General features: G+C 35.2%; 23 protein-coding genes, 3 tRNA genes and 1 other RNA gene. 5 read left to right on the top strand and 22 right to left on the bottom strand.

What is annotated here, in order from left to right:
* Window positions 1-2 precede the first annotated feature (2 nt).
* The 6 genes from nusA to HND50_00745 form a co-directional block, all read right to left on the bottom strand.
* A complete protein-coding gene (nusA, locus tag HND50_00770) occupies window positions 3-1256 on the bottom strand; it encodes a transcription termination factor NusA (protein ID NOG43733.1) in 1254 nt (417 codons plus the stop codon).
* Window positions 1257-1359: 103 nt separating this feature from the next.
* Window positions 1360-1806, bottom strand: coding sequence for a hypothetical protein (locus tag HND50_00765; GenBank protein NOG43732.1), 447 nt, complete (start codon window positions 1804-1806; stop codon window positions 1360-1362).
* Between the two features lie 269 nt (window positions 1807-2075).
* Window positions 2076-4757, bottom strand: coding sequence for a TonB-dependent receptor (locus tag HND50_00760; protein ID NOG43731.1), 2682 nt, complete (start codon window positions 4755-4757; stop codon window positions 2076-2078).
* Between the two features lie 357 nt (window positions 4758-5114).
* Window positions 5115-5261 carry a hypothetical protein gene (locus tag HND50_00755; protein NOG43730.1) on the bottom strand — a complete coding sequence of 49 codons (147 nt, stop codon included), beginning with the start codon at window positions 5259-5261 and terminating at the stop codon, window positions 5115-5117.
* A 136-nt stretch (window positions 5262-5397) separates the two neighbouring features.
* Window positions 5398-6537 carry a response regulator gene (locus tag HND50_00750; GenBank protein ID NOG43729.1) on the bottom strand — a complete coding sequence of 380 codons (1140 nt, stop codon included), beginning with the start codon at window positions 6535-6537 and terminating at the stop codon, window positions 5398-5400.
* A gap of 55 nt (window positions 6538-6592) precedes the next feature.
* Window positions 6593-7348, bottom strand: a complete 756-nt coding sequence (locus HND50_00745; GenBank protein ID NOG43728.1) for a FliA/WhiG family RNA polymerase sigma factor — start codon at window positions 7346-7348, stop codon at window positions 6593-6595.
* 344 nt (window positions 7349-7692) lie between these two features.
* Here HND50_00745 and HND50_00740 point away from each other — a divergent pair, with 344 nt between their 5' ends.
* The gene (locus HND50_00740) at window positions 7693-8412 is read left to right on the top strand and encodes a ComF family protein (GenBank protein ID NOG43727.1); all 720 of its coding nucleotides are present in this window, start codon (window positions 7693-7695) and stop codon (window positions 8410-8412) included.
* On the opposite strand, the gene HND50_00735 is transcribed toward HND50_00740, so the two are convergent.
* Entirely contained in the window at window positions 8398-8733 is a 336-nt protein-coding gene (locus tag HND50_00735) for a hypothetical protein (GenBank protein NOG43726.1), read from the bottom strand. The two genes, HND50_00740 and HND50_00735, sit on opposite strands and share 15 nt — an antisense overlap.
* Window positions 8734-8913: 180 nt before the next feature.
* Between HND50_00735 and HND50_00730 the strand changes: the two genes are divergently transcribed.
* Window positions 8914-10392 (top strand): sodium:solute symporter, encoded by a 1479-nt coding sequence (locus HND50_00730; GenBank protein ID NOG43725.1) that lies wholly within the window; start codon window positions 8914-8916, stop codon window positions 10390-10392.
* On the opposite strand, the gene HND50_00725 is transcribed toward HND50_00730, so the two are convergent.
* The 3 genes from HND50_00725 to ftcD all read right to left on the bottom strand — a co-directional run bounded on the left by HND50_00725 (window position 10370) and on the right by ftcD (window position 14174).
* On the bottom strand, window positions 10370-11677 hold the full coding sequence (locus tag HND50_00725) for a VanZ family protein (GenBank protein ID NOG43724.1): 1308 nt from the start codon (window positions 11675-11677) through the stop codon (window positions 10370-10372). The two genes, HND50_00730 and HND50_00725, sit on opposite strands and share 23 nt — an antisense overlap.
* 14 nt (window positions 11678-11691) lie before the next feature.
* The gene (locus HND50_00720; GenBank protein ID NOG43723.1) at window positions 11692-12276 is read right to left on the bottom strand and encodes a hypothetical protein; all 585 of its coding nucleotides are present in this window, start codon (window positions 12274-12276) and stop codon (window positions 11692-11694) included.
* Window positions 12277-12341: 65 nt separating this feature from the next.
* Entirely contained in the window at window positions 12342-14174 is a 1833-nt protein-coding gene (gene ftcD / locus HND50_00715; GenBank protein ID NOG43722.1) for a glutamate formimidoyltransferase, read from the bottom strand.
* Between the two features lie 151 nt (window positions 14175-14325).
* Here ftcD and HND50_00710 point away from each other — a divergent pair, with 151 nt between their 5' ends.
* Window positions 14326-14880, top strand: a complete 555-nt coding sequence (locus HND50_00710; protein ID NOG43721.1) for an NUDIX hydrolase — start codon at window positions 14326-14328, stop codon at window positions 14878-14880.
* Between the two features lie 7 nt (window positions 14881-14887).
* Window positions 14888-15421, top strand: a complete 534-nt coding sequence (locus tag HND50_00705) for an LOG family protein (GenBank protein ID NOG43720.1) — start codon at window positions 14888-14890, stop codon at window positions 15419-15421.
* A gap of 79 nt (window positions 15422-15500) precedes the next feature.
* On the opposite strand, the gene gmhA is transcribed toward HND50_00705, so the two are convergent.
* Both gmhA and larC read right to left on the bottom strand, forming a co-directional pair.
* A complete protein-coding gene (gene gmhA / locus HND50_00700; protein ID NOG43719.1) occupies window positions 15501-16067 on the bottom strand; it encodes a D-sedoheptulose 7-phosphate isomerase in 567 nt (188 codons plus the stop codon).
* A 40-nt stretch (window positions 16068-16107) separates the two neighbouring features.
* Window positions 16108-17277 (bottom strand): nickel pincer cofactor biosynthesis protein LarC, encoded by a 1170-nt coding sequence (gene larC, locus HND50_00695; protein ID NOG43718.1) that lies wholly within the window; start codon window positions 17275-17277, stop codon window positions 16108-16110.
* 223 nt (window positions 17278-17500) lie between these two features.
* Here larC and HND50_00690 point away from each other — a divergent pair, with 223 nt between their 5' ends.
* Window positions 17501-20335 (top strand): hypothetical protein, encoded by a 2835-nt coding sequence (locus HND50_00690; GenBank protein ID NOG43717.1) that lies wholly within the window; start codon window positions 17501-17503, stop codon window positions 20333-20335.
* Window positions 20336-20456: 121 nt separating this feature from the next.
* Here the strand turns inward: HND50_00690 and HND50_00685 are convergent.
* The 10 genes from HND50_00685 to HND50_00640 all read right to left on the bottom strand — a co-directional run bounded on the left by HND50_00685 (window position 20457) and on the right by HND50_00640 (window position 25617).
* Window positions 20457-20540 (bottom strand) — tRNA-Leu (locus HND50_00685).
* A 16-nt stretch (window positions 20541-20556) separates the two neighbouring features.
* Window positions 20557-20628 (bottom strand) — tRNA-Cys (locus tag HND50_00680).
* 45 nt (window positions 20629-20673) lie between these two features.
* A tRNA-Gly gene (locus HND50_00675) sits at window positions 20674-20746 on the bottom strand.
* 209 nt (window positions 20747-20955) lie between these two features.
* Window positions 20956-21531 carry a sulfotransferase family protein gene (locus HND50_00670; GenBank protein NOG43716.1) on the bottom strand — a complete coding sequence of 192 codons (576 nt, stop codon included), beginning with the start codon at window positions 21529-21531 and terminating at the stop codon, window positions 20956-20958.
* 36 nt (window positions 21532-21567) lie between these two features.
* Window positions 21568-22104 (bottom strand): dihydrofolate reductase, encoded by a 537-nt coding sequence (locus HND50_00665; GenBank protein NOG43715.1) that lies wholly within the window; start codon window positions 22102-22104, stop codon window positions 21568-21570.
* Window positions 22105-22150: 46 nt separating this feature from the next.
* Window positions 22151-22508: a transfer-messenger RNA gene (gene ssrA / locus HND50_00660) on the bottom strand.
* Between the two features lie 83 nt (window positions 22509-22591).
* Complete coding sequence (locus tag HND50_00655; GenBank protein NOG43714.1) at window positions 22592-22936, bottom strand: hypothetical protein; 345 nt, start codon at window positions 22934-22936, stop codon at window positions 22592-22594.
* 100 nt (window positions 22937-23036) lie between these two features.
* Window positions 23037-24503 (bottom strand): glycogen synthase, encoded by a 1467-nt coding sequence (locus HND50_00650; protein NOG43713.1) that lies wholly within the window; start codon window positions 24501-24503, stop codon window positions 23037-23039.
* Between the two features lie 4 nt (window positions 24504-24507).
* Window positions 24508-25056: a hypothetical protein gene (locus tag HND50_00645; protein NOG43712.1), complete on the bottom strand. Its 549-nt coding sequence runs from the start codon at window positions 25054-25056 to the stop codon at window positions 24508-24510.
* 96 nt (window positions 25057-25152) lie between these two features.
* Window positions 25153-25617: a DUF4920 domain-containing protein gene (locus HND50_00640; protein ID NOG43711.1), complete on the bottom strand. Its 465-nt coding sequence runs from the start codon at window positions 25615-25617 to the stop codon at window positions 25153-25155.
* Window positions 25618-25702: the final 85 nt, after the last annotated feature.

The raw sequence follows: 25702 nt of genomic DNA, 5'->3' as shown, positions 1-25702 counted from the left end.
GCTTAGTCTTCATCCTCTGTGTCCAGATATTTCTGAACAACATCCCAGATTTTATCAACAGTCTTAGGGCCAATTCCAGCAATTTCCTTAAGCCCGTCAATTCCTTTTTCTGCAAGGTCTTCAATGTTTTCCAACCCGGCATCAATTAATTTAGTTTTTACTGATTTTGCTAATTCTTCAATATCATCAATCACAGTTGCTGCATAATTTATCGAGCTTTCCGTATTATATTCTGATTCTTTAATTGGCTCAATCTGAAAATCTGTAAGCAAAGATGCCATTCTCAGGTTAACACCATTACGGCCAATAGCAAGCGACATCATGTCATCCGGAATAACTGCAACAGCCATACGCTCATCTTTATTTACGATGATTTTTACAGGCTTTGCAGGTGTCATGGCACGCATAATAAAAATTTCCGGTTCTGAAGAAAAACTAATGATATCAATTTTTTCATTATTCAATTCTTTAACAATTGACTGAATACGCACACCTTTCATTCCAACACATGCACCAACCGGATCGATACGGCGGTCAATTGATTCAACAGAAATCTTAGACCTTTCACCCGCTTCTCGTGCAACCTTTTTGATCTCAACAATACCGTCATAAATTTCAGGTACTTCCAACTCAAATAAACGGATTAAAAATTGTTCATCGGAGCGGCTAACGATAATTTCAGGGCCACGGCCGGTATTTCTTACTTCCTTAATCAAACACCTGATTGTGTTTCCACGCCTTAAACGCTCATTATGGATTTGTTCATCTCGCGGCAGAAACACCTCTGTTTTATCCACATTGATGTACATGCCCCGTTTATGCATCTGGTGAATGTCGCCTATAATAATTTCACCAATTCTATTTTCATACTCTTCGATTAAATTTTCTTTTTCAAAATCACGGATACGTTGATTTAGGTTTTGTTTAGCAGCCACAATTAAACGCCGTCCAAATAAAATCGGGTCAATCACTTCTACAATCTCTTCACCCATTTCAGCATCTTCGTCAATCTTCAATGCATTTGCCAAAGTTATCTCACGAACCGGGTCTTCTACATCTTCAACAACTGTCTTTTCCTGATAAATTTCTATATCACCTTTATCAATATTAACGATAACATCAAAGTTCTCATCCGAACCATATCTTTTTTGGATCATACCTCTAAAGATATTTTCAAGCATATCGCGCAGATCTTCTTTTTCAATTTTTTTATCTTTTGCAATCTGAGTGATTGCTTCCATTATATCTACATTCATTAGGTTTGAATACCTCCTATACTGGAATAATCCCGCTGTAGTCTCGGGACGTTCTGACAGTTATACTAGATTCATTAGTGTCTATTTTACCGATCCGTATAATCTACCATTGTAGCTTAATTTTTACTTCCCCGATTTTGCTTCGGGAATATTGCTGCTCAATACCTTTTTTATTTTCAATAATGAGCATTTTTTCATTAAAAGATTTTAATTTACCAATTACATTGTTTTTTGATTCTTCAAATGTAAACGTAATGTTTTTCCCGATACACCTGTCAAATTGAAAATCTTCGACCAAAGGCTTATCTAAACCCGGTGAAGAAACATCCAAGCGGTATTTTAATGGGAAATCATCATCAATATCAATTTCGTCCTGTATTAGCCGGGATAATTGCTCACACTCACCTAACGTGATTCCTTTCTCGCTGTCGGCAAAAACCTGGTAAAGGGGTTTTGATTTATCGCCTTTCACTTCAAGATCGATAAGATGCAGATGCAAGTCCGAACACAGGCCCTCAGTAATATTACGAAGCTTCTCGTAACTACTCATCATTTCTCCAATACACCCGGAATATGCTAAAACAACCAGCTTTGATTGATATTGGCATGAACAGGGATAAAACAAAAAAAGTGGGTATATACCCACTTCAAACAGTTGATAAATATAAGGGTAATATCCCTTGTTTGCAAATTTAACTATAAGTATTTAAATACTTTAAAGGCAATGTAAAATGATGCTATAAAATCGTTTTTTGAGGAAGCATTAAAGGCAAAAAAAAAGGGCGCATTTTTGCGCCCTTTTCTGTTTCAAAATCTGAATTAGTAGCTTAATGTAATGCCAATATTAAATGTCTGAGGAAGTCCCATATACACTTCTGCATCATCTGCATCATGGTCACCATCAAAACCGTTAAAACGGCTATTGTCCGTAGCATCACTGATATAAAGGTCATCAAGAATATTGAATACATGTGCATTTAAACTAAAAGTCACACCATTCAAATCAACTGGTAATTTATATGAGCCATGAAAATCAAGAAGCCCATATGCAGGAACTTGCCAGCTTTGTTTTCTATCAGGATCAGCACCATCAAAAACTATTCGGTCTGTAGGATCCCAATCTGCATAAAAATCATCATAGTATCTGTACTGTAACTGAAGGTTTAAACCCTGTACCGGGAATACTGTACCAGCTATGGCGATCTGTGTTTGAGGAGCATCACCTATCATCAATCCGTCAACACCAACTAGATATGTTGTTGTTGTTAAATTATCATCAGAATCTAAAGCACGATATTCACCTGATGCATCTGATGTATGCTCCCAACTTCCAAGGGATCCTGCCAAGTCAACCCTAAATAATGATATTGGTTGATATGCTGCTTCAAATTCAAAACCAGTATGTAGCTGATCTAATCCGGTTAAGAAAAAGATGTCAGTATCATCCAATGAAGTTCGAACATTCCTTGGAAGTGATCTATCAGCCCACATTGTATAATAGAAGCTACCTTTTAAACTCAAAGTATTATTCAGACCTCTCCAGTTTGCACCAGCTTCAAATGAAGTAAATTTTTCGGTTTCCGCGCTCCCTGCAAAGATACCATTATTGTCATCAATAACATTATCAAAAATAGGTACCTTTTCAACATAACCAACATTAGCAAATACTTCTGTATTGTCATTTAAACGATACATCGCACCACCTTTAAGCTGGAAACCATATTCTGGGTCAGAATCCAATTTAAGTTTGCCACCTTCGTCTGCTTTTTTGAAATGATCTACGTAACTGTATGAAACAGAAGAAAAGCCGAATGTACCGTAAGCAGTCCACTGATCCAATGTGTATTCAGCCTGAGTGAAAGCACCATACCAGTCAACCGTGTTTGTGTTGTTATAGCCTACTTTATCACCTAACCTTCTTTTTACATCATCACCTTCCCAAAATTCGGATTGGTCATCTAAATCTGGAATATAAAATTGTCCACCAAGTAAATCCCGAACCTCACGAAAATGATCAATTTCAGCAGTACGCCAATCAATACCAAATGTTGTTTTTAAATTATCACTTACACGCCAGTTTAATTTGGAAATTAAACCAATTGTACTTTGATCATTACGGCTATTACGTAAAATACCAGACGCACCAGTACTATCAGCTCCTTCAATATTTCTTTCTATTGTAGCATCCCAAGCAACAAAACGAGACGGACTTTCAATTCCTACATGATAATTCCAACGCATGCTACCCATTGTACCCGATCCACCACCTGTACCACCTGAATAATACAAAACAGTAGCCAAACCTAAATCAGAAGAAAGATTTGAATACCAGTTTAGGTTTACTTGTGGTTTATGATAAAAATTTTCACGTTCATTTAGAAATCCACTATCATGACGATCAAATCTATCGCTTCCCACAGCTTGCTTCCCTTTGTACGAAGAACTTACAGGACCCCAGTTTTCATTATATAATCTGCCGCGGCTTGCTTCTGGATAGTCATCTAAAGCAGCAACATCATAATCATCTTGATCTTTAGCAAAATCATGATCATAAGCTGCAATATTTTGTTGCCACAAATTCTGGCCATGTCTTTGAGGAGCTCCAACCGCATATAGTTCCAAACGGTTATCTTCATTTATGTTATACGCTGCACCAAAATAATATGCCCAGGCATCGGTCCAGGTTTTATCTGTAACGCCATCACCTGTTTTTCTGACTACTGAACCGCTCACTGCATATTTCCCATCAATTAAACCTGAATTTGCAGAAAGTGTTGTTTTTAAGAATGTACCCTCACCATATTCCTGCTTAAATTTAGCTCCGGCGTTTAAAGCAGTAGGATCAGTAATAATATTCATTGTTCCACCAATGGAAGGTGTTGCAAGGTTAACTGCACTTAGTCCACGCTGCATCTGTATTGAAGCAGTAGCATCACCTACACCATCCCAGTTTGACCAATAAACCCAGCCATTTTCCATATCATTTACGGGAACCCCGTTAATCATAATAGCTACGTTTCTTTGATTAAAACCACGAACATTAATCCGTGCATCACCAGCTCCGCCACCTTGCATTGTAGAATACACACTTGGAGTGGAGTTTAAAACCATTGGAATATCTTGAGATCCAAGTTCTTGAACCATTTTAGCCTTGGAGACATTTGTGTATGCAACCGGTGTTTCACGCTCTTTTGCCCGGTCAGCAATTACACTAATTGTTTTAGAGAACAAAAATTCAACCATAACAAAATTTTGTTCAACATCACCATCAACATTTATCTCAACTTCTTGAGTTGCATAACCTACATAATCACAAACCAATGTATATGTTCCATCTTCAATATCACTGATGTAATAGATTCCATCTTCATCAGTTGCCGCACCTAATGTTGTACCTTGCAAATATACGTTTGCACCAATCAATGGTGAATCATCTGATGCACCTGTAACAATACCTTTGATACTTCCAGCAAAGGATGTACCAATTACAAATGCCATCATAACTAGAGATAGTAATAATTTACTCACACACACCTCCTAAAAATTATTTTTTGTTTAAAAATAGAACTATAGAGAAGCTAGGTAAGATTGACAATTCGAAGATCCCTCCTTTCCGAAAAATATATCAATCTATAATTGGGTTTTATTTTTATTGTAATAAAAATATGAATTCAATGTGATTTGTGTCAAATTCTTTTAAAATATAGCTAAGCTATTAAAACAACTAAACTTATCGTTTCAAATTCATTTTTTAATTTGGAAAACTAAGTATTGAATATAAGGATTCTGTTAAGTAAATGTTAAAAAAAAATGCAGTATTTTGTAGAGTAACCAAGGAAGGATATACTGAAAAGTGTCTTACTTAATTTTAAACTCTTTGTCCATTAGTTCACTGATAATGCGGTTAAAAACTTCATCTTTTTCATAAAACTTATTCTTTATTCGTAGCTTTATTAAATCGATTTTTTGTTTTTCAATTAGACTGACCTCGTTTTTTTCGGTCATTTCCCCCGCCTTCTTCTTTTGATCCATACCCTCATGCAATCGAATAGATTAGTAGATAACCACTATTTCGGATAACCGCAATAAAACTTTAATTCAGAAATCACATGTAATTTTTAAAAATTGGAAGAAAGAGGAATTATTGTTGTGCAGCTACAGGGTTTTCTTTTGGTAGGTTTATAATAAATTTGTTCCCAGTTGAGGAAGAATTATCTAAATACAATTTGCCTTTATGGGCTTCAACAGCAATTTTAGAATAGGTAAAACTTAGTCCACGACCGACACGATAGCCTTCATTTTTTATTTCAATCTGACTATACTTTTCAAAAACTGAATGCTGATATTTGGGGGGAATTTGAATACCATCATCCTTAATCTCGCAATTAACAATATTGTCATTAAATGAAGTGTTTATATTAACTTCACCATCCGTATTAATATTTGAAACAGCAAAAGTAATAATATTTTCCATCACTCTTTCTAAAACTGAGTTGTCAACATATGTAAAAGGGACTTCTTTAGAGAGGGAAAGCGTTACTTTTTTTGTATTGTTTTCTGGGTATTCGCATACTTTCTGGACGCATTTTTCTATTACATCATTAACTTTTATTAGTTCTTTATTGAGTTTCATTTGGCCGGATTCAATTTTAGCAATATCGATCAGGTTCATAACCATTCGCAGTAAATTTTGAGTACTTCTATCAATGCGGTCAACATATTTTTTTAACACACTTGATGCGGGATCAGATAATCCCATACTCATCATTTGCAAATTACCCTGGATAACAAAAATTGGATTTTTCATATCATGAACAATAAGGTGTGATAATTCATCCTTAAATTGATCCATCCGTAATAATTCTTTATTTTTTTGTTCCAACTCATCATGATATTTTTTCAATCTTAATAGAGATTTAACACGGGTAAGTAATTCTACATTTTCAAATGGTTTCGTTATAAAATCATCTGCACCAACTTCGAGGCTATGGATTTTATCTTTAAGCTCTTTTAATGCAGTAATCATTATAACAGGTATAAAACGTGTTTCCGGATTTTTTTTAATCCGTTCGCAAACTTCAAAGCCATTCATTTTGGGAAGCATAATATCAAGCAAAATAATATCAGGCGGATCATTTGCAATTTTTTCAATAGCAGATTCGCCATCCATTGCAACTGAAATTTCATAATTCTGTGGTTTTAAAAAATATGAAATGAGGTCAATATTATCTTGTTTATCTTCGACAATTAAAATTTTTGGTTGAGCAACATCCGCGGACATCCAATTTCCCTGTATAAAAGTTGTTCTATAAATATAATTTTAATTTAAATTCATTCTAAGCATATGTCATTTTGTTGATTTCTTTTCTCAACTTAGACATAGTTTCTGAATGAATTTGGGAAATGCGAGATTCGGAGACACTTAAAATCTTACCAATTTCTTTAAAAGTAAGCTTTTCATAGTAATACAAAGTAATGGCAAGACGTGTTTTTTCAGGTAGTTTTTTGATTGCTTTTAGTAGAATTCTTTTCATTTCATCATCTTCAATTTTGTCGTTTGCGCTGATATAATCAAAATCTTCAATTACATCATACAAATTTTGTTTATTTGAATCGTCAATCGGTTTATCGAGGGAATAAACGTTGACGGCATTTACATCTTTTTTCCAATTATGAAGATCTTTAACTTCAATACCTAATCCATTAGCCATTTCAGCTTCTGTGTAATTCCCGGAAAACTTCTGATCCATTTCAACGGCTTTTTCTTTCATATTATTTAGCTTTGCACGTAAAGAACGCGGCACCCAGTCCAGTTTTCTAAGCTCATCAATAATAGAGCCTTTAATTCTAGGAATTGCATATGTTTCAAATTTAATCCCATAGGCAGGGTCAAAACGTTCAATCGCTTCGCATAAGCCAAGGATACCAATCTGGTGCAAATCATTTTCTTCTATTGCCTGAGGAAAGTTTTTAATCATCTTACGGACTACGTATTTTACCAAGCCACTATATCGAAGAATTAATTGTTGACGAAAAGCATTACTATTAAATTGTTTATATTCGTGCCACATTGTATCAACTGCTTGTTGCATTGCGCCCCCTTTTGGTAAGAGTTAAATTTGAACAGCCTGAATGCATCTACCATGCCATAATTTGTTCATCTTGGCAATAAGCAAACTAAACAAACGATATAAACACTTGTTATTAATAAACTTACATATTGTATATTTAGAAAATATCCCTTTTTTTTACAAATCACGAAAAACTATTTTTTTTCTAAAGTGTACCTAATATCACCACTAAACTGTGTCAATTTTCAACACTATAAACATCAATATTGAGCACTTTTTTCTCAAAAAACTTTAATATATATTGGGATTTTTCAATTTATTGACTAATATTTGACCGATTATTGAACCAAGTATGGATAATATTCATGTTTAAGATTTTTAAGACTTTGGCTTTCGACCTAATAAATATGGTTTTACCTGCAACATGCACGGTTTGTGGAAAAGTATTGTCGAGCAACAGAGTGATTGTTTGCGAAAATTGTTATTCAGAATTAAGAAAAACCACACCGGAACAACTAGAGGTTTTTATAAGCAGAATTAGTAATCAGAAGTTTGATAATGTATATATAATGTTTGAATTCTCTGAATTATTCCAAAAGTTAATGTATTTTTTTAAATATGAAGGACATCAAAGAATTGCTGACTATTTTGCGGCATCCCTCCACGAATCAATTAATAATACCTATGACATGGTTTCATTTGTGCCACTACATGTTACAAAACAAAGAGAACGAGGTTTTAATCAAAGTGAGGAAATCGCCAAGAGCTATTGCCAGAAATCTGGGTTACACTTTAGCAACCAACTGTTACAGCGAGTTAAATATACTACATCGCAAACAAAATTGGATCGAAAGAAACGTCTGGAAAATATATCAAATGCTTTTTTGGTGAATGAAGATATTACAAATAAATCAATATTGATTATAGACGATGTGATTACAACCGGTGCGACTTTAAATGAATGTGCTGGGGTTTTGAAGAGGGCAAAATGCAAAAAAGTGGACATTGTTGCAATGGCCACTCCTGTAAATATTCTTCAATCCAATCTTGAAACTAGTGAGATGGACGATTTAATTTTGATTTAAAAAAGATTCTAACTCATTTCTATCCTGCCCTACTAAATGCAGGATATCGCTTGCACCTTCAATTGAATTTGCAGTACCCAAATCTTCAAGAGTTAAAAAATGATTCGCCATTCGGGTTACATTCAAATTTGCAGATGCTCCCTTAAGGCTGTGGGATATTGATTTCAATTCATCATAGTTCTTATTCTCGATAGCTTTTTTAATTTCATCAAAATTTTGGTCTATCTGGATGAGTAACTCTTGAAGTAGTTCATTTAAGAATTCTTCATCACCGCCTAAACGGTCTAATGCTTCCTGATAATCAATTAGTTTTCCACTCATCGTAAATAATCCTTATTTATAACTAATAACCCCAAATTCGGCAACATAATAACCCAGTTTAGATTTGAATATTTTATGAACAGACTTTGTCTCCTTTTATATTTGTTAAATAAATCTTAGTTTAATAAACAAAATATGAATTAGTGTTGCCTTAGAGCTTTGAATATTAGGAGATTTTCTGTGGATCATTTTGGTATCTGGTCTTTAGTACCACCGGTTATTGCAATTGTTTTGGCGATTAAAACACGTCAGGTTTTTATTTCACTGCTATTTGGTATTTGGCTTGGATGGATAGTTTTAAATAATTGGAATTTTCTGGATGGCTCTATTGCAACCATTCAGGCCCTGGTTGATGTTTTTAAAGATTCCGGAAATACTCGGACGATAATGTTTAGTTCACTTGTAGGGGCTCTTATAGCTTATATACAACGTTCAGGAGGTGTGGACGGATTTATCAAAATAATGAGTAATAAACTGCAAAAGCTTGATGAGGGAGATAAATCCCGGACTCGTGTGCAGTTGTACGCCTGGATAACAGGTGTCATTGTCTTTGTTGAATCAAGTATAACTGTCCTTACGGTTGGTTCACTGTTTCGACCTTTGTTTGACCGTTATAAAATATCGCGTGAAAAGTTAGCCTATATTGCAGACTCAACTTCTGCCCCAATTTGTATACTGGTTCCCTTTAATGCCTGGGGCGCTTACATCATCGGCCTTTTGTTAGCACAAGGCATTTCAGATCCGATTTTAGTTTTTGTTAAGGCCTACCCTTTTAACTTTTATCCAATTCTTGCTTTGATTGGTGTTTTACTTATTATACTCTCAAAAAAAGACTATGGACCAATGAAAAAAGCAGAACATCGAGCCCAAATTGAAGGCAAGGTTTTAGCAGATGCTGCGCAACCGATGATTTCTGATGATGTAGTTGGACTGCAGAAAAAGGAAGGTATACCGGTAAGAGCAAAAAATATGATAGTTCCCATTTTTGTTATGGTGTTTATGATGCCCTTCGGATTGTTATATACTGGCTGGAATATTTCTGATAATTTCCAAAATTATAGTTTTATGGAAAAGATATTTGATTCAATGAGCAATGGCTCGGGATCAACAGCTGTTTTATGGGCAGTATTATCTTCTATTTTTATTGCGGCAATTATGTACCGAACCCAAAAACTATTCAAAATGAAAGAACTAATTGAATTGGCCTTTAAAGGAATTGGTGGGTTAATTCCTCTTGCTCTGCTAATGATGCTGGCTTTTGCAATTGGTAAGGTGAGTAAAGATTTAGGTGCCGGATTGTTTGTTGCAGAAATTACAAAAGAGTGGCTTAGCCCTTCCATGGTGCCTTTTATTATATTTATTGCAAGCAGTTTTATTGCTTTCTCTACAGGTACATCATGGGGTACATTTGCGATAATGATAAGTATTGCAATACCAATGGCTACTTCAATGGATGTGAGCATTCCATTGGCACTGGCTGCTGTTCTTGGAGGTGGGGTTTTTGGGGATCACTGTTCGCCCATATCTGATACAACTATTATTTCGTCTATGGCTTCTGCCAGTGATCATATCGATCATGTAAAAACACAATTGCCATATGCTTTAGTTATTGGCGGTGTTTCGAGTATATTTTATATTATTGCTGGTTTTGTTTTGTAGAGTTTATTTCTTTATGAAAAATAGTGAACACACTGCCAATAGCTGCACCGGATGTCATTAATAAAACGTCGGTTATATCCATTACCCGGCCTGGGATAAATAGTTGTCCTATTTCTATAATAAAACTAAGGCTAAAAACTGCACTTACTGTAATTAGAACCCGTTCAGCAGTATTCTGTCTTTTAATCAAATAACAAAGATATCCCCCAATCGGAATGGATAATGTTATGGAATAAAGGACATCTTTTATATTAAAAAAAGAAGTCTCTTTAAAATAGAAATAAAATGGTACAAAATTCTTAATGGAAATCTCTGAAGACGAAAAAGAAGTGAATTTAAAAGGATAGAATCCATCTATCAAAATGTATGTTATTAATAAAAACACAATGCTAATAAATATTCGATTTGTAAGGTGTGGTGTTGTTTTTCTGTTTTCTATCCAAAATAATCCTGCTTTATGCCCCAAACTAAATCCTAGTAATGCAAGAAAGATAATACTTGAATAAACCGGTATTTTATAAAACAGGATATGAAATGCCTCAGAACCAAACAGGAATAAAATCAATCCGGAATAAACAAAAACAAGAAAACTCTTCCTGCCCTCAAATTTTTTGATTATCTCTGAGAAAAACAGGCCCATAAATAAATAGATCATAAAATTTTTAAATAGAATACTATCAGAAAAGGAAGAAAACGGGATCAACTCTGAAAGTTCCCAGGCTAAACCAACATTATGTGCCCTAAGGAATGTTTTATCTGGAACAAGGATATCAATTAGTTTAAAAACGAAAAATAATAAAAATAAAATATTGTGTGGATGCGCGAATATAATTTTATTGAAAAGTCTTTTAGTATGATCAAAATATTTGTTAATAATTAATATTGCCAATACCCCGCCAAGAGCAGCACCAAAAGTATTTGTAAATAAATCATGTGAGGATGTGATTCGGTATTTAAAAAATATTTGGGCTGTTTCAATAAACAAACTAAACCCAAAGCCAACTAATGTAGTTTTTAAAAGAATTGAAACGTTATTTCTATTTCGTATAAAATATAGCGCCGCAAAAAAACCAATCGGCAAAAAAAGAATCACATTTCCCAATAAATCCACAAAAGGCACTAAACTGCCATTATGCAAGAATGGAATCCATTCAATGCGTCCAATATTTCTTATAATTTTTGAGGGTTGTGTGTAAAAATGGAATGGAATTAGCGTATTATACAGAATTAGTATTGCAGAAAATGCGAAACCATATTTAGCAATTTGAGATCGTTGAATATTCAAATCAAGTTCCAGGCCTAAACTTCAACATATCTCAACAGGTCTTCGCTGTTTGGAAGATGCACAATCCATCCTTTGTATTCCATATCGGAAATAAGTTGCTTCACTTCTTCCAAAGGCAAATCGTACCTGTAAACAAAATGCCAAATATCAAACGCAGAAAGATGAAGTTCAAAAAGGATCAATTCATCAATATCAAGCTGTTCATTCTGTTCGGTTTTTTTGAGAATTCTTTCCATCTCCTGTAAACCTTTTGGCTTAATATGTTTTACGGAGAAATAATAATTTGATTCTTCCAAATCACAAATCGGGAAGCCATTTTTTTCTTTTAAAAATTGGGCGAGCAAATCAATGCTGACAAGGTATAGATTGTCATTATCACCCCAAATATCATTCCAGACCCGGTTATCATTTTTTTTCAACCATTCAAAAAACAATAGTTCGGCAGGCGGCAGTTTCATCAAAACGCGCCCATGAAAATGTTCAACAAGCTTGTTTGCAGTTTTTAGATCAATTCGGGCAATCTCTTCATCCGAAAATTGAATGAAATTATTTTTGAGATGATCTTCCTCTTTTTGTTTTATTAATTTTTCTATATTCATTTTTTCAAGTTTCAAGTTTCAAGTTTCATAAAAATTGTGCCTAAAATCCCGGAAGCTGCAACATTTCACTTCAACGCATTCTCAACAACAGACAACACTTTATCCAGAGCTTCTTTTGCATCCTTGTCTAACACTTCACATCTCTTTCGCATTTCCGCGTTAAACTCCTGGTCGGAGATATCCTTCAAATTGATCAAAACATTGTATATGCCGCCTTTTACGCCACTATAAGCCATTTGAGCCCCAACTCCTACATCTGTTACCGAGGCAGGATTTCCATACTTTACAACAGTTTCTGCAAGTTTAACTGCCCTAAAGCTTTGACGCGCCGTATTTAATGGAACTGCAACGGCCTGCTTTAATCCATCAAGCATGGCATCCTCGCGAATCTTTTTTTGCTGATCAGTTTTGGCCGGTAAACGCCGTGCATCCATATAAATATTAAAAGCATCTGTATCCGCATCCACTGCCTTTATCAACGCCTGTTTTACTTCCTGGCAGGTTTCTGCTGCCTCATTCAAAATATCATCTACGTCTTCACTACCACGCCTGTTTGCGGTTAACGTGGCAACCATGGATGATAAGGATGCACCAATCGCGCCAGCCAATGCAGCAATTGAGCCACCACCCGGTGCTGCAGATTCCCTGGAAACTTCATCAGTAAAATCTGTAACAGACATCTCTACTAATGCCGTATCAAGATTTTTTGGCAAACCAAGCACACGTTCTTCAATGTTAAATTCAGCAACATCTGTTAAACCAAGTGACTGCACAGCGGTATTTAAAATATCTATGATTGGAATGCCAACGGCCCTGCCTTGTTTGCGTAAATAGTATTTTCCTGTTTCCAATAATGCGGGATAAGGCACCATTCCAACTATCTCACTGCCAGTTACAACAAGACCTCTTTCAGCCGCTAACTTCCGAGTGGCTTCGAGCACATCATGTGTAGAGGTTACATTATAATCTGTCAGATTGATTGAAATTTGTGCGCGGTCAAATTCAGGCACAACCCAGCCAATTGATTTCGCGTGAGAAAAAAGACCCGGTTTTTTTACCGATTTTCCTTCCGGCTTTTCCGGATTAATCGCATTTTGTTTTAGAAGCGCTACTAAATCATAATTATGTTTTTCAATGCAATGGGCATTTGTTTCTGTAATAGTTTTGCCTTCAAAATCACAACTTCCACAAGGATACAATCCTTCTTTGTATTTAAGAATTGTTTGGCCTTTATAATAAAACGGATTAATATTTCCACGACGAGCAGAACGCCCTTTCTCGCGTAGTTCAAAAGCAATGTCTGTAGCATGCAATTTTTCGCGGGTATTCAAGCTAATATTATAAGCAATCAAAAATTCACGGACACCCATTACTGTGCCACCTGCCTTAGCATTAAATATGGCCGGTCCAAAATCGGGCTTCCACTCCGGCTTGGCCAGTTTTGCTTCCAAAGCCTCATATTCCCCTTTCCGCACAACAGCGAGATTTTCTCGTTCAGGTTTTTGGGCAGATTTTTCATACAGGTAAATCGGGATTTGTAATTCATCGCCAACTCTTTTGGCCACTTCTTTGGAAAGTTCGATGCATTCCTCTATTGAAACGCCACTAACCGGCACAAAAGGGCAAACATCGGTAGCGCCCATGCGTGGATGTGATCCCTGGTGTTTTGTCATATCGATCAATTCGGAAGCTTTTTTGATTGACCGAAATGCAGCTTCCTTAACTGATTCAGGTGGGCCAACAAATGTTACAACAGTACGGTTCATCTCAGCACCGGGATCAACATCAAGAAGTTTTATATGATCGACGGCTTCAATTTCGTTTGTAATTTGTTTAATAAGGTTAAGATCTTTCCCTTCAGAAAAGTTGGGTACACATTCAATTAATCTGTCATCCATTATTTTTCCTTATTCTTGCTGATTTTAAATTTTTGGTTGATATAACTTTGTAAATCATTGATTGAATGCCTAAAATTAAACCTAAATTTTGATAAAAAAAACTTTATTATTTTAAAATCCATTTTCACTTGGATTAATTTTTTGGAGATATATGAAAAATCCCTGGAAAAAAATCAGCACAAAAGAAATTTATAAAAATGATTGGATACGTCTGCGTGAAGATAAGGTAATCAATCCATCGGGAAACAATGGTATTTACAGTGTTGTTGAGGCAAAACCTGCAATCGGAATTGTACCGATCACTCATGACTTGCAGACATACCTGGTTGGCCAGTTTCGCTATCCACTAGGCGAGTACTCCTGGGAAATACCTGAAGGCGGAGGATTACACGGAGAGGATACTTTAATAGGCGCTAAGCGTGAGTTGCGTGAAGAAACTGGGTTGACAGCAAAAAGATGGACTTTTCTTAACACCCTTTATACAAGTAATTGTTTTACAGATGAAGTAGGATACGTTTATCTTGCTGAAGATTTAGAACAAGGTGAATCTGACCCGGATGACACAGAAGACCTAATCATAAAAAAACTGCCTTTTGAAGAAGCATGGCAAATGGTTTTAAATACAGAAATTAAAGACGCTCTTGCAGTGATTGGGTTGATGCGGGCTTATAACTATTTGCGGAAAAATAACCGGATTAACTTTTAATCACTATATGAATAAACTAAAAATAATCGGTGTTATGGGATCGGGTAATGACGAACACCTGGAATTCTCAGAACCTTTGGGAAAGTGGATTGCTGAATCGGGATTTCATCTGTTAACCGGTGGTGGTGGTAGTGGTGTAATGCAGGTTGTAAGTAAAACTTTCGTTGAAACAAAAAAACGTTCCGGGTTATCACTTGGCGTCATTCCGGGAAAAGTTGAAAACAGAAAGTATAAAAGTCACTCAGGCTATCCCAATCCATGGATTGAGGTTCCACTTTATACTCATCTTCCATTTAGCGGAAAAAAAGGAACTGATCCTTTGTCGCGTAACCATATAAATATTCTAAGCGCAGATTATATTGTTGTATTGCCGGGGAGTTATGGTACTATAAGCGAGGTTGAATTAGCTTTGCAATATAATAAACCAGCGGTAGGATTTTATAAGAATTTTCTGTTGTTAACGAAAATGAATATTAAAATACCTCATTTTAACAAATTGGAAGAGGTTTCAGATTATATACTTAAAAGAATAAAAATCTGATGTCATACTGAGGGTTGAAGCATTCCCGGTTCCTATAAGATTCTTCGCTTCACTGCTCTACTTTGAATGACACCATTAACTAGCAAAAAGCATCATCAATGGCCTGGCAGATTATATGACCAATTAAAATATGCATTTCTTGAATTCGTGCTGTTACATCTGATGGAACAATTAAATTCAAATCACACTCACCGCTAAATTTGCCGCCCTTATTGCCACTAAAACCAAGCGTTTTGCAGCCAAGTTTTTTTGCCATTTTAAGCGCGTTGATAACGTTGGCGCTGTTTCCGGAGGTTGAAATACCAATCAGCAAATCACCTTTTGATGCAATTGCTTCAACCTGCCTGGAGAAGACAAATTCAAAGCCAAAATCATTTGAAACAGATGTTAAGACAGATGCATCGGTTGTTAATGCCAGCCCTGGCAAACCTTTTCTTTCCCTTACAAAACGCCCGCTAAGCTCCGCAGCCAAATGCTGAGCATCCGAGGCACTACCACCATTTCCGCAAAACATAATTTTATTTCCGGATTGAATTGTCTCAACAGCGAGAATCGAGGCTTTTTCAATTTCCTGAGCAAGTATTTCTGTTGTTTTTTCCAAAACAGATTTATGTTCAAGCAGTTGTTTTTCTATCGTTTCATGCATATCTATAATCCCAAATTAATATTACCAAATTTTAACTAATTCAAGTTTTGTTTATTTCTTCAATTAGTTTTTTTTGTATGTCCATCAAGGCTTCCCCAGTTTCCAAAGCCACCTTTTTACAATCCTCAAATTCCGGAGTTCTTTTTATACTTCCATCCGGCAAAGTAATTTCTTTTACCTTTATAATACCAAAAGATGTTTTAAGATCGGTAACCCTGCGCTTTAAAATTGATCGTGTTAATTTTTGTTTGCGAACCCCGATCGAAGTTGTTTCTTTAAAAATGATATTTAAAATATCCTGTTCATTTTCATCTGCACATAGAATCGAAAACAAATGTCCCGGTCTGCCCTTTTTCATTACAACCGGTGTAACAAATGCTTCTACCGCCCCGGCTTGTAAAACTTGCTCAATCAAATAAGGATAAATTTGAGGGTTTAAATCATCAATATTACACTCAATTTGAAGAATTTCATCAGATTCTAAATTAGTGCTTTTTTGTATTTCTCCTAACTGGACTCTCAAAACATTTGGGGTGTCCTTAAATTCAGCAGTACCAGCTCCATATCCTGTTGCCTTTAAATGGAAAGAAGGGATTTCAGTTTGTTCACACAAAGTAGCTAAAACAGCTGCTCCGGTTGGCGTCACAAGCTCTTTATCAACAGGGCCTTGGTTAAGCATAAAACCTTCTAATAAATATGCAGTTGCCGGTGCAGGAACCGGATAAGTTCCGTGAGCAATTTTGACAAGTCCACCACCCACTGATATTTTGCTACAAAAAGCCTGATCAATTTGCAATTCGTGAAAACCCAACGCTACTCCGGTAATATCAGCGATTGCATCTAAAGCACCTACTTCATGAAAATGAATTTGGTCAACATCTGTTCCATGCACGCGGGCTTCTGCTTTAGCAAGATTTAAAAATATCTTTTTTGATATGATTTTTACAGGATCAGGTAAATCCGCAGCATCAATTATTTTTTCAATATCAGCAAGATGTCGGTGTACCTGTTCTTCGGGAAACGTTACATCAACCTTTGTAGCACTTAATCCATTTTTAAGGACTTTGTTGATTGTAACTTTAACTTGTGGAAGATTGAGTTTTTCCGGTAATTCGGTTAATAACTCTTGATTAAGACCAGCATCAATAAAAGCACCAAGAAGCATGTCTCCGCTTATACCGCTAAAACAGTCAAAGTAAATAATTTTCATTCAGCAAAATACCAACATTTTTTAAATTTTAAAAAAAGTTTTTCATTTAACCCAAAGAATAACACATGCAATGGTAGGTTTTAACTTCTAAACACTTAGTCAAAAGACTTGGTTTCTGATCAAAAATAGTATTTAGTTTAATTACTAAGAATATATTTCGACATTCAAAATAGAAAGACTATTTCCCCTTTATTTCTTTTCATCTCAAAATTCGAGGTTAGATATGAATACAAAACAACAAACTCAGAGATTGTATTTGTTATCTATTGTATTGTTTATTGCCCATTGTTCTTATCTTTTAGGGCAAGAAAAAGTATACAAACATATTGATGTTATTAGGGCACTCCCTACGAGTGAAGCATCAAAGCATCCCAATGTAGAAATTTTTGGAACAATTACTTATAGTACCGAACGTTACTGTTTTGTTCAAGATAAGACTGCAGGCATATTTATGTTTGTAAATAATGGTGATAAGCCTAAAATGGGCGACCGGGTCAAAGTCACTGCCAAAGTCTATCCTGGTGATTTTGCACCAGTTTTAAACGAAACGTTTATTAAAGTGCTAGGCCAAGGGAAAATGCCAACATATCCGAATACAAACCACGATAAAATATTTAATGGCCATGAAGACAGCCAGTGGATTACTGTAAAAGGAAAAATAAAATCTGCAAAAAGAGATGATTTTCATCAATCTATAAAAATGATTTTAGATATGGATGGTAAAACAATTGGTGTTCAGCTTAAAACTAACAATACTCAAAAACTGCCTGTTCATTTTATCGGAAGCTTTGTCGAGGTTAGTGGGGTGTGTGCAAGCAATTTTAATTCGAGAAAGCAACTCCTTGGGATCAGAATAATGCTTCAAAATATAGATCAGATTTCCATCCTGAATGAAGAACCTATAAACCCATTTGAGTTAAAACCAGTGCCAATTAATAGGATTATGCAATTCTCTCATGGTTTTGATGCTAACCAAAGAATAAAGTTAGAGGGAACTGTCATTCACCCTGGAATTAATCAACAAATATACATTCAGGACTCAACAGGAAGCATATTGGTAAGCACAACAAATGCTTATAACTTTAAGATTGGAGATTATGTTGAAGTAGTAGGGTTTGCAATATCTGGAAACCTATCTCCGGAAATTGAAAACGGAATTTGTAAAAAAATTGGAAGTAGTCAAATAATTGAACCGGTTGCATTAAAATCCATATCTCCCTTAATAAATGTCCCGGAAGCCACCCTTGTATCTTTTAATGCACATTTAGTAAGGATTGTAGAGACTAAGTCTTCTGTTGATCTCCACCTTGAAAAGGATAACCATTATTTTACAGCGTTTTTATACAATACGGATTCAGTGAGTTTAGCCGAGTTATTTGAAGCCGGGAGTGATATTGCAATCTCGGGTATAACGAAGTTGAGTATTAACCCTCTAAATATCAAAAAAACAGAAGAAGGTGTATATGTCCCCGAAACCCTAAAGTTACTTTTAAGGTCGAAGTCAGATATTCAATTAATTAATCCTCCACCCTGGTTAACAATACAAAAAGCATTTGGTTTATTGGCTGGCTTGGGTTTACTAATTGTAATCACTTTTGGGTGGGTTTACCTTTTAAAGAAAAAAGTAAATGAAAGAACCAAAGAATTAGCATTAAGTAACCAAAGTCTTAAAGACTCTCAAAAAGAAAAAGATAAAATTTTACAGAATGTAGAAGAAGGTTTTTTTCTTTTAGATATTGACCTTATTATTCAATCGCAATATTCTTCTGCATTATTAGATATACTTGAAACTTCCAGCCCTGCTGAAAAATCAATTTTGGAATTACTTTCTTCATATTTACAAGAAGATAATATTAAAACAGTTAAAGAATATCTGGATATTTTGTTTGATATAGAAATCGATGAATGCCTGGTTAAAGAATTAAATCCAATTACCAAATTAAGATTTGGGTTTGATGAAGAAAGTAAGTCAAAATATTTGTCTTTCGAATTTAAAAGAATTATTCACAACGAGAAGATAACAGGCTTAATTGCAACAGTCATTGATGAGACAGACGAATACCTGCTTTCTGAAAAGCTTAAAAAAACAGAAGAAGATTCCCAAAAACAGGTAGAGTGGTTAATGTCCATAGTTCAATTAGCCCCAAAAACATTGCAAGATTTTATGACATCTACTAATAATGAGTTATCAGAATTAGAAAACTTATTGCAATGTGAAGACAATTCTAAATATAATTTTGTCTTAGAGCAAACGGGAAGAAAGCTTCACCTGTTAAAAGGAAATGCGAGTTTATTAAACTTTGGCTTTTTTGCTAATCAATGTCACAAACTGGAAGAAATAGCGCTAGAAGTCGGGCGAAAACCAAATGTAAAAGGAAACGATTTTATCCCACTAGTAATGGGAGTTCATGATTTAATGAAGAACATGAATGATTTCAAAGGTTTAATTGATAAATTATCTGCCCTCACTTTTCAAAAGGAAGAAATGGGTGCAAATGATAACCTTCTTATAGATTTTAAAAAAATGATAGAAAATGTCTCGAAAGAATTAAATAAAAAAGTTTCATTAGACAATTCAGATTTCAATTCAGAATTAATTCCATCAAATTATATTCCATTGATAAAAAACATTCTTGTTCAATTTACACGCAACAGCCTATCTCATGGCATTGAAAGTGTTGATGAACGTTTAAATGGAAACAAACCTGAAACTGGTGTTATTAGATTATCAAACAGTATTCACAAGAACCGACTTATTCTCACTTACATGGATGATGGAAAAGGTTTGCAACTGGACAAACTAAAAGACAAAGCATTAGAACTAAACAACTGGAAGGAAGAGGAAATAAATAGCTGGGATAAAAAGCAATTATCCAATGTAATATTTACAGCTGGAATCTCGTCAAACGATGAAGCAGATTTAATTTCGGGTCGTGGGATTGGGATGGATTTAGTAAAAGAATTGATAGAAGAAAATAATGGTTCAATTGAGGTTGATTCTGAAACAAACTCTCATTGTAGATTTACAGTTTCATTGCCGCTCATTAATTCGAATTAAACGAAGAATGATGCTAAAAAACACAAGTGCTTAACTCCGCCCAATTCAAGTTTTTCCAATCATTTCATTAAATATCCATACATAAAAAAAGCTCCAGGAAATCCTGAAGCTCATATCTTTGTACCGAGGGCCGGACTTGAACCGGCACGATCCGAAGATCGAGAGATTTTAAGTCTCTTGTGTCTACCAATTCCACCACCTCGGCACGGAAACTTAATGTGAGGCGACGGTCGGATTCGAACCGACGATAAAGGTGTTGCAGACCTCTCCCTTAACCACTTGGGTACGTCGCCGTTTTTAAAACAAAAACCGTATTTTGCCGCCCTGAAATAAAAATGAGCGAGAGACGGGATTCGAACCCGCGACCCCGACCTTGGCAAGGTCGTGCTCTAGCCACTGAGCTACTCTCGCTAAAAACAACAATATTCTCTGTTGTGAGCCTTGAATATACACACGTCAAAAATGTCTGTCAACTTATTTTTAATCACGATCTCTGTTTTTTATCTTATTAATTAACTGTCTTCTTTTAAGGGCAGCTTTCTTAGTTTCCTTTTGAGAAGCATACAGCAAAAAAACAAAAATTATTATCAAAAGTATTAAGAAAATTTTAATCATTTATTCTATAATTTGTCAGATTTATTTCTATAAAGTGATTTATCAATGGCATTTACCATACCATCTAAATTTAAACTCTTTTCTAAGAAATTATTAATTGACTGGCAAATTGGGAAAGGCGTTTCCATAATCTGATTATAAGAAACATTTATTGTATCAATATTTTTTTGATTTTTTAGCCAATCCTTGCACTTTATAATTTCAGAATTAAATAAAATTTCAAATTGTCTGTTATCCTGACCAATAGATTTTCCAGATCTCAGCAACATTTTATTTTGTGATGCTAAAATCTCCTGCATATTACGCTGCATAAAGATAATTTTGAATTTATATTTTTGTGGAAGGAAATACAAAAAATTGAAGAGTATTTTGATTGCTTGTCCCTGGGCATCAAAAAGCCAGGAATTATCCTCTTTTAGGTTTTTTACTTTTGCATATTCAAAATATCCGTTCGGATTGTCATTATCTGCAACCCTTAAATCATCATAAACTAAAGTCATTCCGCCCTTTTGCAAAACTTTCATCATCATGGATGTGCCAGAGCGTGGAAGACCAGAAACAATTGTGATTTTATTATTCATGTAAAATTAAAGGTAGGAACCACTACAATAGTAAAGTTATCTCTTCCGCCGATAGTGACTTTGAACTAAGGCATCTAAAAACACTTCTGTTTTGATATGTTCAAATCCCAATTCTTTCGGAAGCTTTTTAAATAGTGAAACTCCACCACCAAGCAATATTGGCATAATTGTAATAATCATTTCATCAATTAAATCTTCTTTTAGAAAATTTTGAACTGTTAAACCACCATCAATATAAAGTTGAGAAAAACCTTCCTGATTCAAATTCTTCACAACATTTGAAAGGTCCCCTTTAACAAGCTTAACCTTATCTTTGAATTCATCCCCTAAAGAAGTTAAAGAATTACTTAAAACAAATACCGGTTTTTGATATGGCCAATCAACATCGAAGCCACACACTGCCTCGAATGTGTTCCGGCCCATTATAATTGCATCAACCCGGCTCATAAAACTTGTCCAGCCAAGATCAAGTCTGTCTGGATTAGGAATTGAATCGAGCCATTCTAATCCGCCATTTCTGTCTGTAATATATCCATCAAGACTAGTAGCAATATAAACTATATTTGATTGCATTCTGCCAATTGAAAAAGGTTGTTTAATCTGGTTTAATTGATAAAAAAAGTGGAGACGCCGGGAGTTGAACCCGGGTCCGGACAAGGACCAATGCAAACGTCTACAATCATAGTTACTTTTTTAGGTCTCATTTTATAAGCGATAAAGTAACGAGCCGTTTATAAAACCAGCCTGCTAAATATGAATCAATACCCACAGACAAAATATTGACCCAATCTACCTTAAAATTGGCGCTTCAAAAATCCCCGGTAAATTAGAGAAATAGGAAGCGTAGCAGTCAATTAAGCTGCTAATGCGTAATTATTATCGGCACTTATAGTGCTTTCCGGTTAATCACGGGGTAGCCGGAATCCCGGATTGCTGTTTACACCCTTCTCTTGCCCGTCGAATCCAATATCGTCCCCAAGAGAATTTTTAATATAAGAAACAAAATACTTTAAAACTGTAGATAATAAGAAGAAAAAATCCAAATATTGTATTTTAAGCTCTAAACGGCGAGTCTTTTTTCTTCAACGTCATCCGCATTTAAATCATTTATATCACCACAAAATGGCGGACATGGAAAAGCTTTTTCAATGATTACGCCATCAAGGATATCATAACCATGTTTATCAACTCCAACGATCACAATTACATTCTTATCTTCTTCATTAATTCCATGATAATAACGCATTGCAATGCAATCCTGTTGGTTTAATACTGCTAAAACAGTCTCTTTGTCAAACAAACCCGAAATACTTTCACCTGTCTTTTTTTCCGCCCTGAAATTTCGAGTCAATTCGCGCGCATAATCAATGGAAATTCGATGATCCTTTCCTCCATAGAGTTTCATGGCTCTCCTCCTAAACTTTGTTTTCCCCAATATAGCGCACATGAAAAAAATTGCAATATTTTATTACCTATACATAAAAACTAAATAATTGCAAAAATGCTTATTTGCTTTTCAACAGAGCAGAATAAAGTTTTATATATTCTTTAACTTGTCGATCCCATGAATAATCCTGTTTCATGGCATTTGAGATTATTTTCTTCCAGGCCTTCGTATGCTTAAATGTTTCCAATGCATAATCGATTGCCCAATCCAACCCTTCTGCGGAATAATCTTCGAAAACGAATCCTGTGCCGCTTTGCTTTTCCCAATCATAAAGATCAACTGTATCAGCTAAGCCACCTGTTTTACGTACAATTGGAATTGTGCCATATTTCAGGCTATAGATTTGATTTAATCCACATGGCTCGTATTTCGACGGCATTAAAAACATGTCCGATCCTGCCTCAATAAGATGAGCCAGTTTGTTATTATAACCAGAAAAAAATCCCAATTTTGCAGGATATTTGTTTTTCAAGTATGTAAAAAATTCCACATATTTTGGGTCTCCACTCCCTAAAACAACTACCTGCATATCTTTGTGAGCCAGAAAATTTTCTAACACCTGAATTATTAAATCAAGACCCTTTTGTTCGACCAACCTGGTAATCATGCCAATTAGTGGCCTTTTTATGGAAAATTCTAAATCAAACGAGTCTAATAGACTTTGTTTATTTTTCTTTTTTCCGGAAAGTTTATTTATTGAAAATGGAAAGTTAATATTCGTATCATTTTCAGGATCCCATTCCTCATAGTCAACACCATTTACAATTCCAACAAGATTTTCTTTCCGGTAAGCTAACATTGGATCCAGCCCAGCGCCATACTCTTCAGTCTGAATTTCCTGAGCATAGGTTTTACTGACCGTAGAGAGTTTATCAGAGTGGATTACCCCCAATTTCATAAAATTGAATTGGCCGGATTTATTGTCAAAATCATCCAGGAGATGAGTAAAATCGGCAAAACCTAAATCATTAATCACGGCTAAATTAAAACTACCCTGATAACCGATATTGTGAATAGAAAGCAATGTTTTTGATTTACTAAAAAGCGAATCCCAGGAATAATGAGTTTTTAAATATAAGGGCAATAAAGCACTCTGCCAGTCATTGCAATGAAAGACATCTGGTGCCCATGCCATTTTCTGACAAATCTCAATTGCTGCCCGGCTTAACAAAGCAAACCGAATGTGTTCATCGACATCATTTGTATATAGTGACTCCCGGTTATACAATTCAGGACAGGAAATAAAATATACACTTGCAGCTGTGTCCGGAATTTTTGCTGTATGAACGGAATAACTATACTTATGACTTCCAAACCACAATTCCATATCCTGTAAAAATTTAACAGGATAAAAGTTGGATACGGATAAGTCGACATCTGAGTATAAAGGTGTTATTAACCTTACATCAACATTGTTTTTTGATAGGTATTTGCCTAATGCACCGCTCACATCCGCCAGCCCACCTGTTTTGGAAAAGGGGAAAATTTCTGAAGAAACCAAAGCGATTTTAATTTTTTTTGGCATTTGATCACCTGTAATAAAGCAAAAATAATATTGGGATAACTATTCCAATGGCTGTCATCCATGTACCACGCCACTTCCAACCTTTTTTACCTTTTAACAAAAAGAGACCACTAATTGCAAGGAACAAAAGACTTACGGCATATAAATCTGAAAACCAGGTCCAGGCTTGTTTGGGTTCATTTAAATGCAAAACATTAAACTCTCTCAAAAATGGCCTTGGTGATACTTTCTCTTGTACAATTTTACCGGTTTCAAGATTAACATCTACAGTGTTGCCTTCTAAAAAAATCTGTAAGTGGTTTGGCGAAGTTCTATGCCAACCCTCCGGCTTTTGAGTTATTTCCAGCTCGTTTAGAACATGCTTTACAATATCTTCATTATTTGTAGATGGAATATTTTCTACTTGCGTTGTTGATTGTTCTATGGAATAATTTGGATTCCAATCATGAATATGATTTACGGCGATCCCGGAAACAGCAAAAATAACTGTTAAACCGATTCCCAGATAACCAATATCCCTGTGCAAAATGCGCAACCATTTTCTTATTTTCAATTTATACTCCGTATTCTTTTTTGGGATATCCACTCTTTTTTTATCCAGCTAAAAAAAAAGCCCCGCAAGGCGAGGCCATAGACTTAGCTAAAATAATTACATTTCAATATCAGCACCAAGTGCGCGTAAACGATACAATACATCTGGCTTTGTAACTTTAGATGCATCAAATTCCTTGCCTTCCATCTCGCATTTGTGCTTTTCTTTTTCAATGGTTTGTTCCATTGTATATTCTACTTTTTCAATTTTCCCTTCAACTTTGGCCATTTTACCTTTGCTTTCCATTGGGAAAATTATTACACCATCGTCTACTTTAACAAGAATAGATTCAAACTCTTTATCACCAGCAATTTTAATCCAGCAGCCACGTTTTTTACAAACGTCAATGATACGGCCTTCTACAAGAACAGCCTTATCTACAAAGTCTTCCGGTGTTTCGTTTATTTTTGAAATCTGAGTAGTTTCATTAAGGGTCAGCTTTTCTCCAAAATTTTTTGTATCGGCTGCAAAAAGCAATCCAGCCAAAATTAGTGATGTAATTATAACAGATTTAAAGTTCATGAAACGATCTCCTATGATTTTTTTTATTTTGTAGTGGCTAAAATTAATGAAATAAAATAACCTTTGCAAAATCAATTCAGAACCT

The sequence above is a fragment of the Calditrichota bacterium genome (assembly GCA_013112635.1).
Lineage (GTDB): Bacteria > Calditrichota > Calditrichia > Calditrichales > J004 > JABFGF01.
This window is presented reverse-complemented; position numbering and strand designations above follow the sequence as displayed.

Excerpts from the sequence above, each read along its gene's own strand:
- HND50_00670 (NOG43716.1), bottom strand. The coding sequence starts at position 21,531 with ATGAATAATAAAATCACAATTGTTTCTGGTCTTCCACGCTCTGGCACA.
- HND50_00720 (NOG43723.1), bottom strand. The coding sequence starts at position 12,276 with ATGAATATAGAAAAATTAATAAAACAAAAAGAGGAAGATCATCTCAAA.
- HND50_00760 (NOG43731.1), bottom strand. The coding sequence starts at position 4,757 with ATGATGGCATTTGTAATTGGTACATCCTTTGCTGGAAGTATCAAAGGT.
- HND50_00740 (NOG43727.1), top strand. The coding sequence starts at position 7,693 with ATGTTTAAGATTTTTAAGACTTTGGCTTTCGACCTAATAAATATGGTT.
- HND50_00650 (NOG43713.1), bottom strand. The coding sequence starts at position 24,503 with ATGCCAAAAAAAATTAAAATCGCTTTGGTTTCTTCAGAAATTTTCCCC.
- HND50_00765 (NOG43732.1), bottom strand. The coding sequence starts at position 1,806 with ATGAGTAGTTACGAGAAGCTTCGTAATATTACTGAGGGCCTGTGTTCG.
- HND50_00710 (NOG43721.1), top strand. The coding sequence starts at position 14,326 with ATGAAAAATCCCTGGAAAAAAATCAGCACAAAAGAAATTTATAAAAAT.
- HND50_00690 (NOG43717.1), top strand. The coding sequence starts at position 17,501 with ATGAATACAAAACAACAAACTCAGAGATTGTATTTGTTATCTATTGTA.
- HND50_00750 (NOG43729.1), bottom strand. The coding sequence starts at position 6,537 with ATGTCCGCGGATGTTGCTCAACCAAAAATTTTAATTGTCGAAGATAAA.
- HND50_00755 (NOG43730.1), bottom strand. The coding sequence starts at position 5,261 with ATGACCGAAAAAAACGAGGTCAGTCTAATTGAAAAACAAAAAATCGAT.
- HND50_00745 (NOG43728.1), bottom strand. The coding sequence starts at position 7,348 with ATGCAACAAGCAGTTGATACAATGTGGCACGAATATAAACAATTTAAT.
- gmhA (NOG43719.1), bottom strand. The coding sequence starts at position 16,067 with ATGCATGAAACGATAGAAAAACAACTGCTTGAACATAAATCTGTTTTG.
- HND50_00665 (NOG43715.1), bottom strand. The coding sequence starts at position 22,104 with ATGCAATCAAATATAGTTTATATTGCTACTAGTCTTGATGGATATATT.
- HND50_00655 (NOG43714.1), bottom strand. The coding sequence starts at position 22,936 with ATGAAACTCTATGGAGGAAAGGATCATCGAATTTCCATTGATTATGCG.
- larC (NOG43718.1), bottom strand. The coding sequence starts at position 17,277 with ATGAAAATTATTTACTTTGACTGTTTTAGCGGTATAAGCGGAGACATG.
- HND50_00705 (NOG43720.1), top strand. The coding sequence starts at position 14,888 with ATGAATAAACTAAAAATAATCGGTGTTATGGGATCGGGTAATGACGAA.
- nusA (NOG43733.1), bottom strand. The coding sequence starts at position 1,256 with ATGAATGTAGATATAATGGAAGCAATCACTCAGATTGCAAAAGATAAA.
- ftcD (NOG43722.1), bottom strand. The coding sequence starts at position 14,174 with ATGGATGACAGATTAATTGAATGTGTACCCAACTTTTCTGAAGGGAAA.
- HND50_00640 (NOG43711.1), bottom strand. The coding sequence starts at position 25,617 with ATGAACTTTAAATCTGTTATAATTACATCACTAATTTTGGCTGGATTG.
- HND50_00735 (NOG43726.1), bottom strand. The coding sequence starts at position 8,733 with ATGAGTGGAAAACTAATTGATTATCAGGAAGCATTAGACCGTTTAGGC.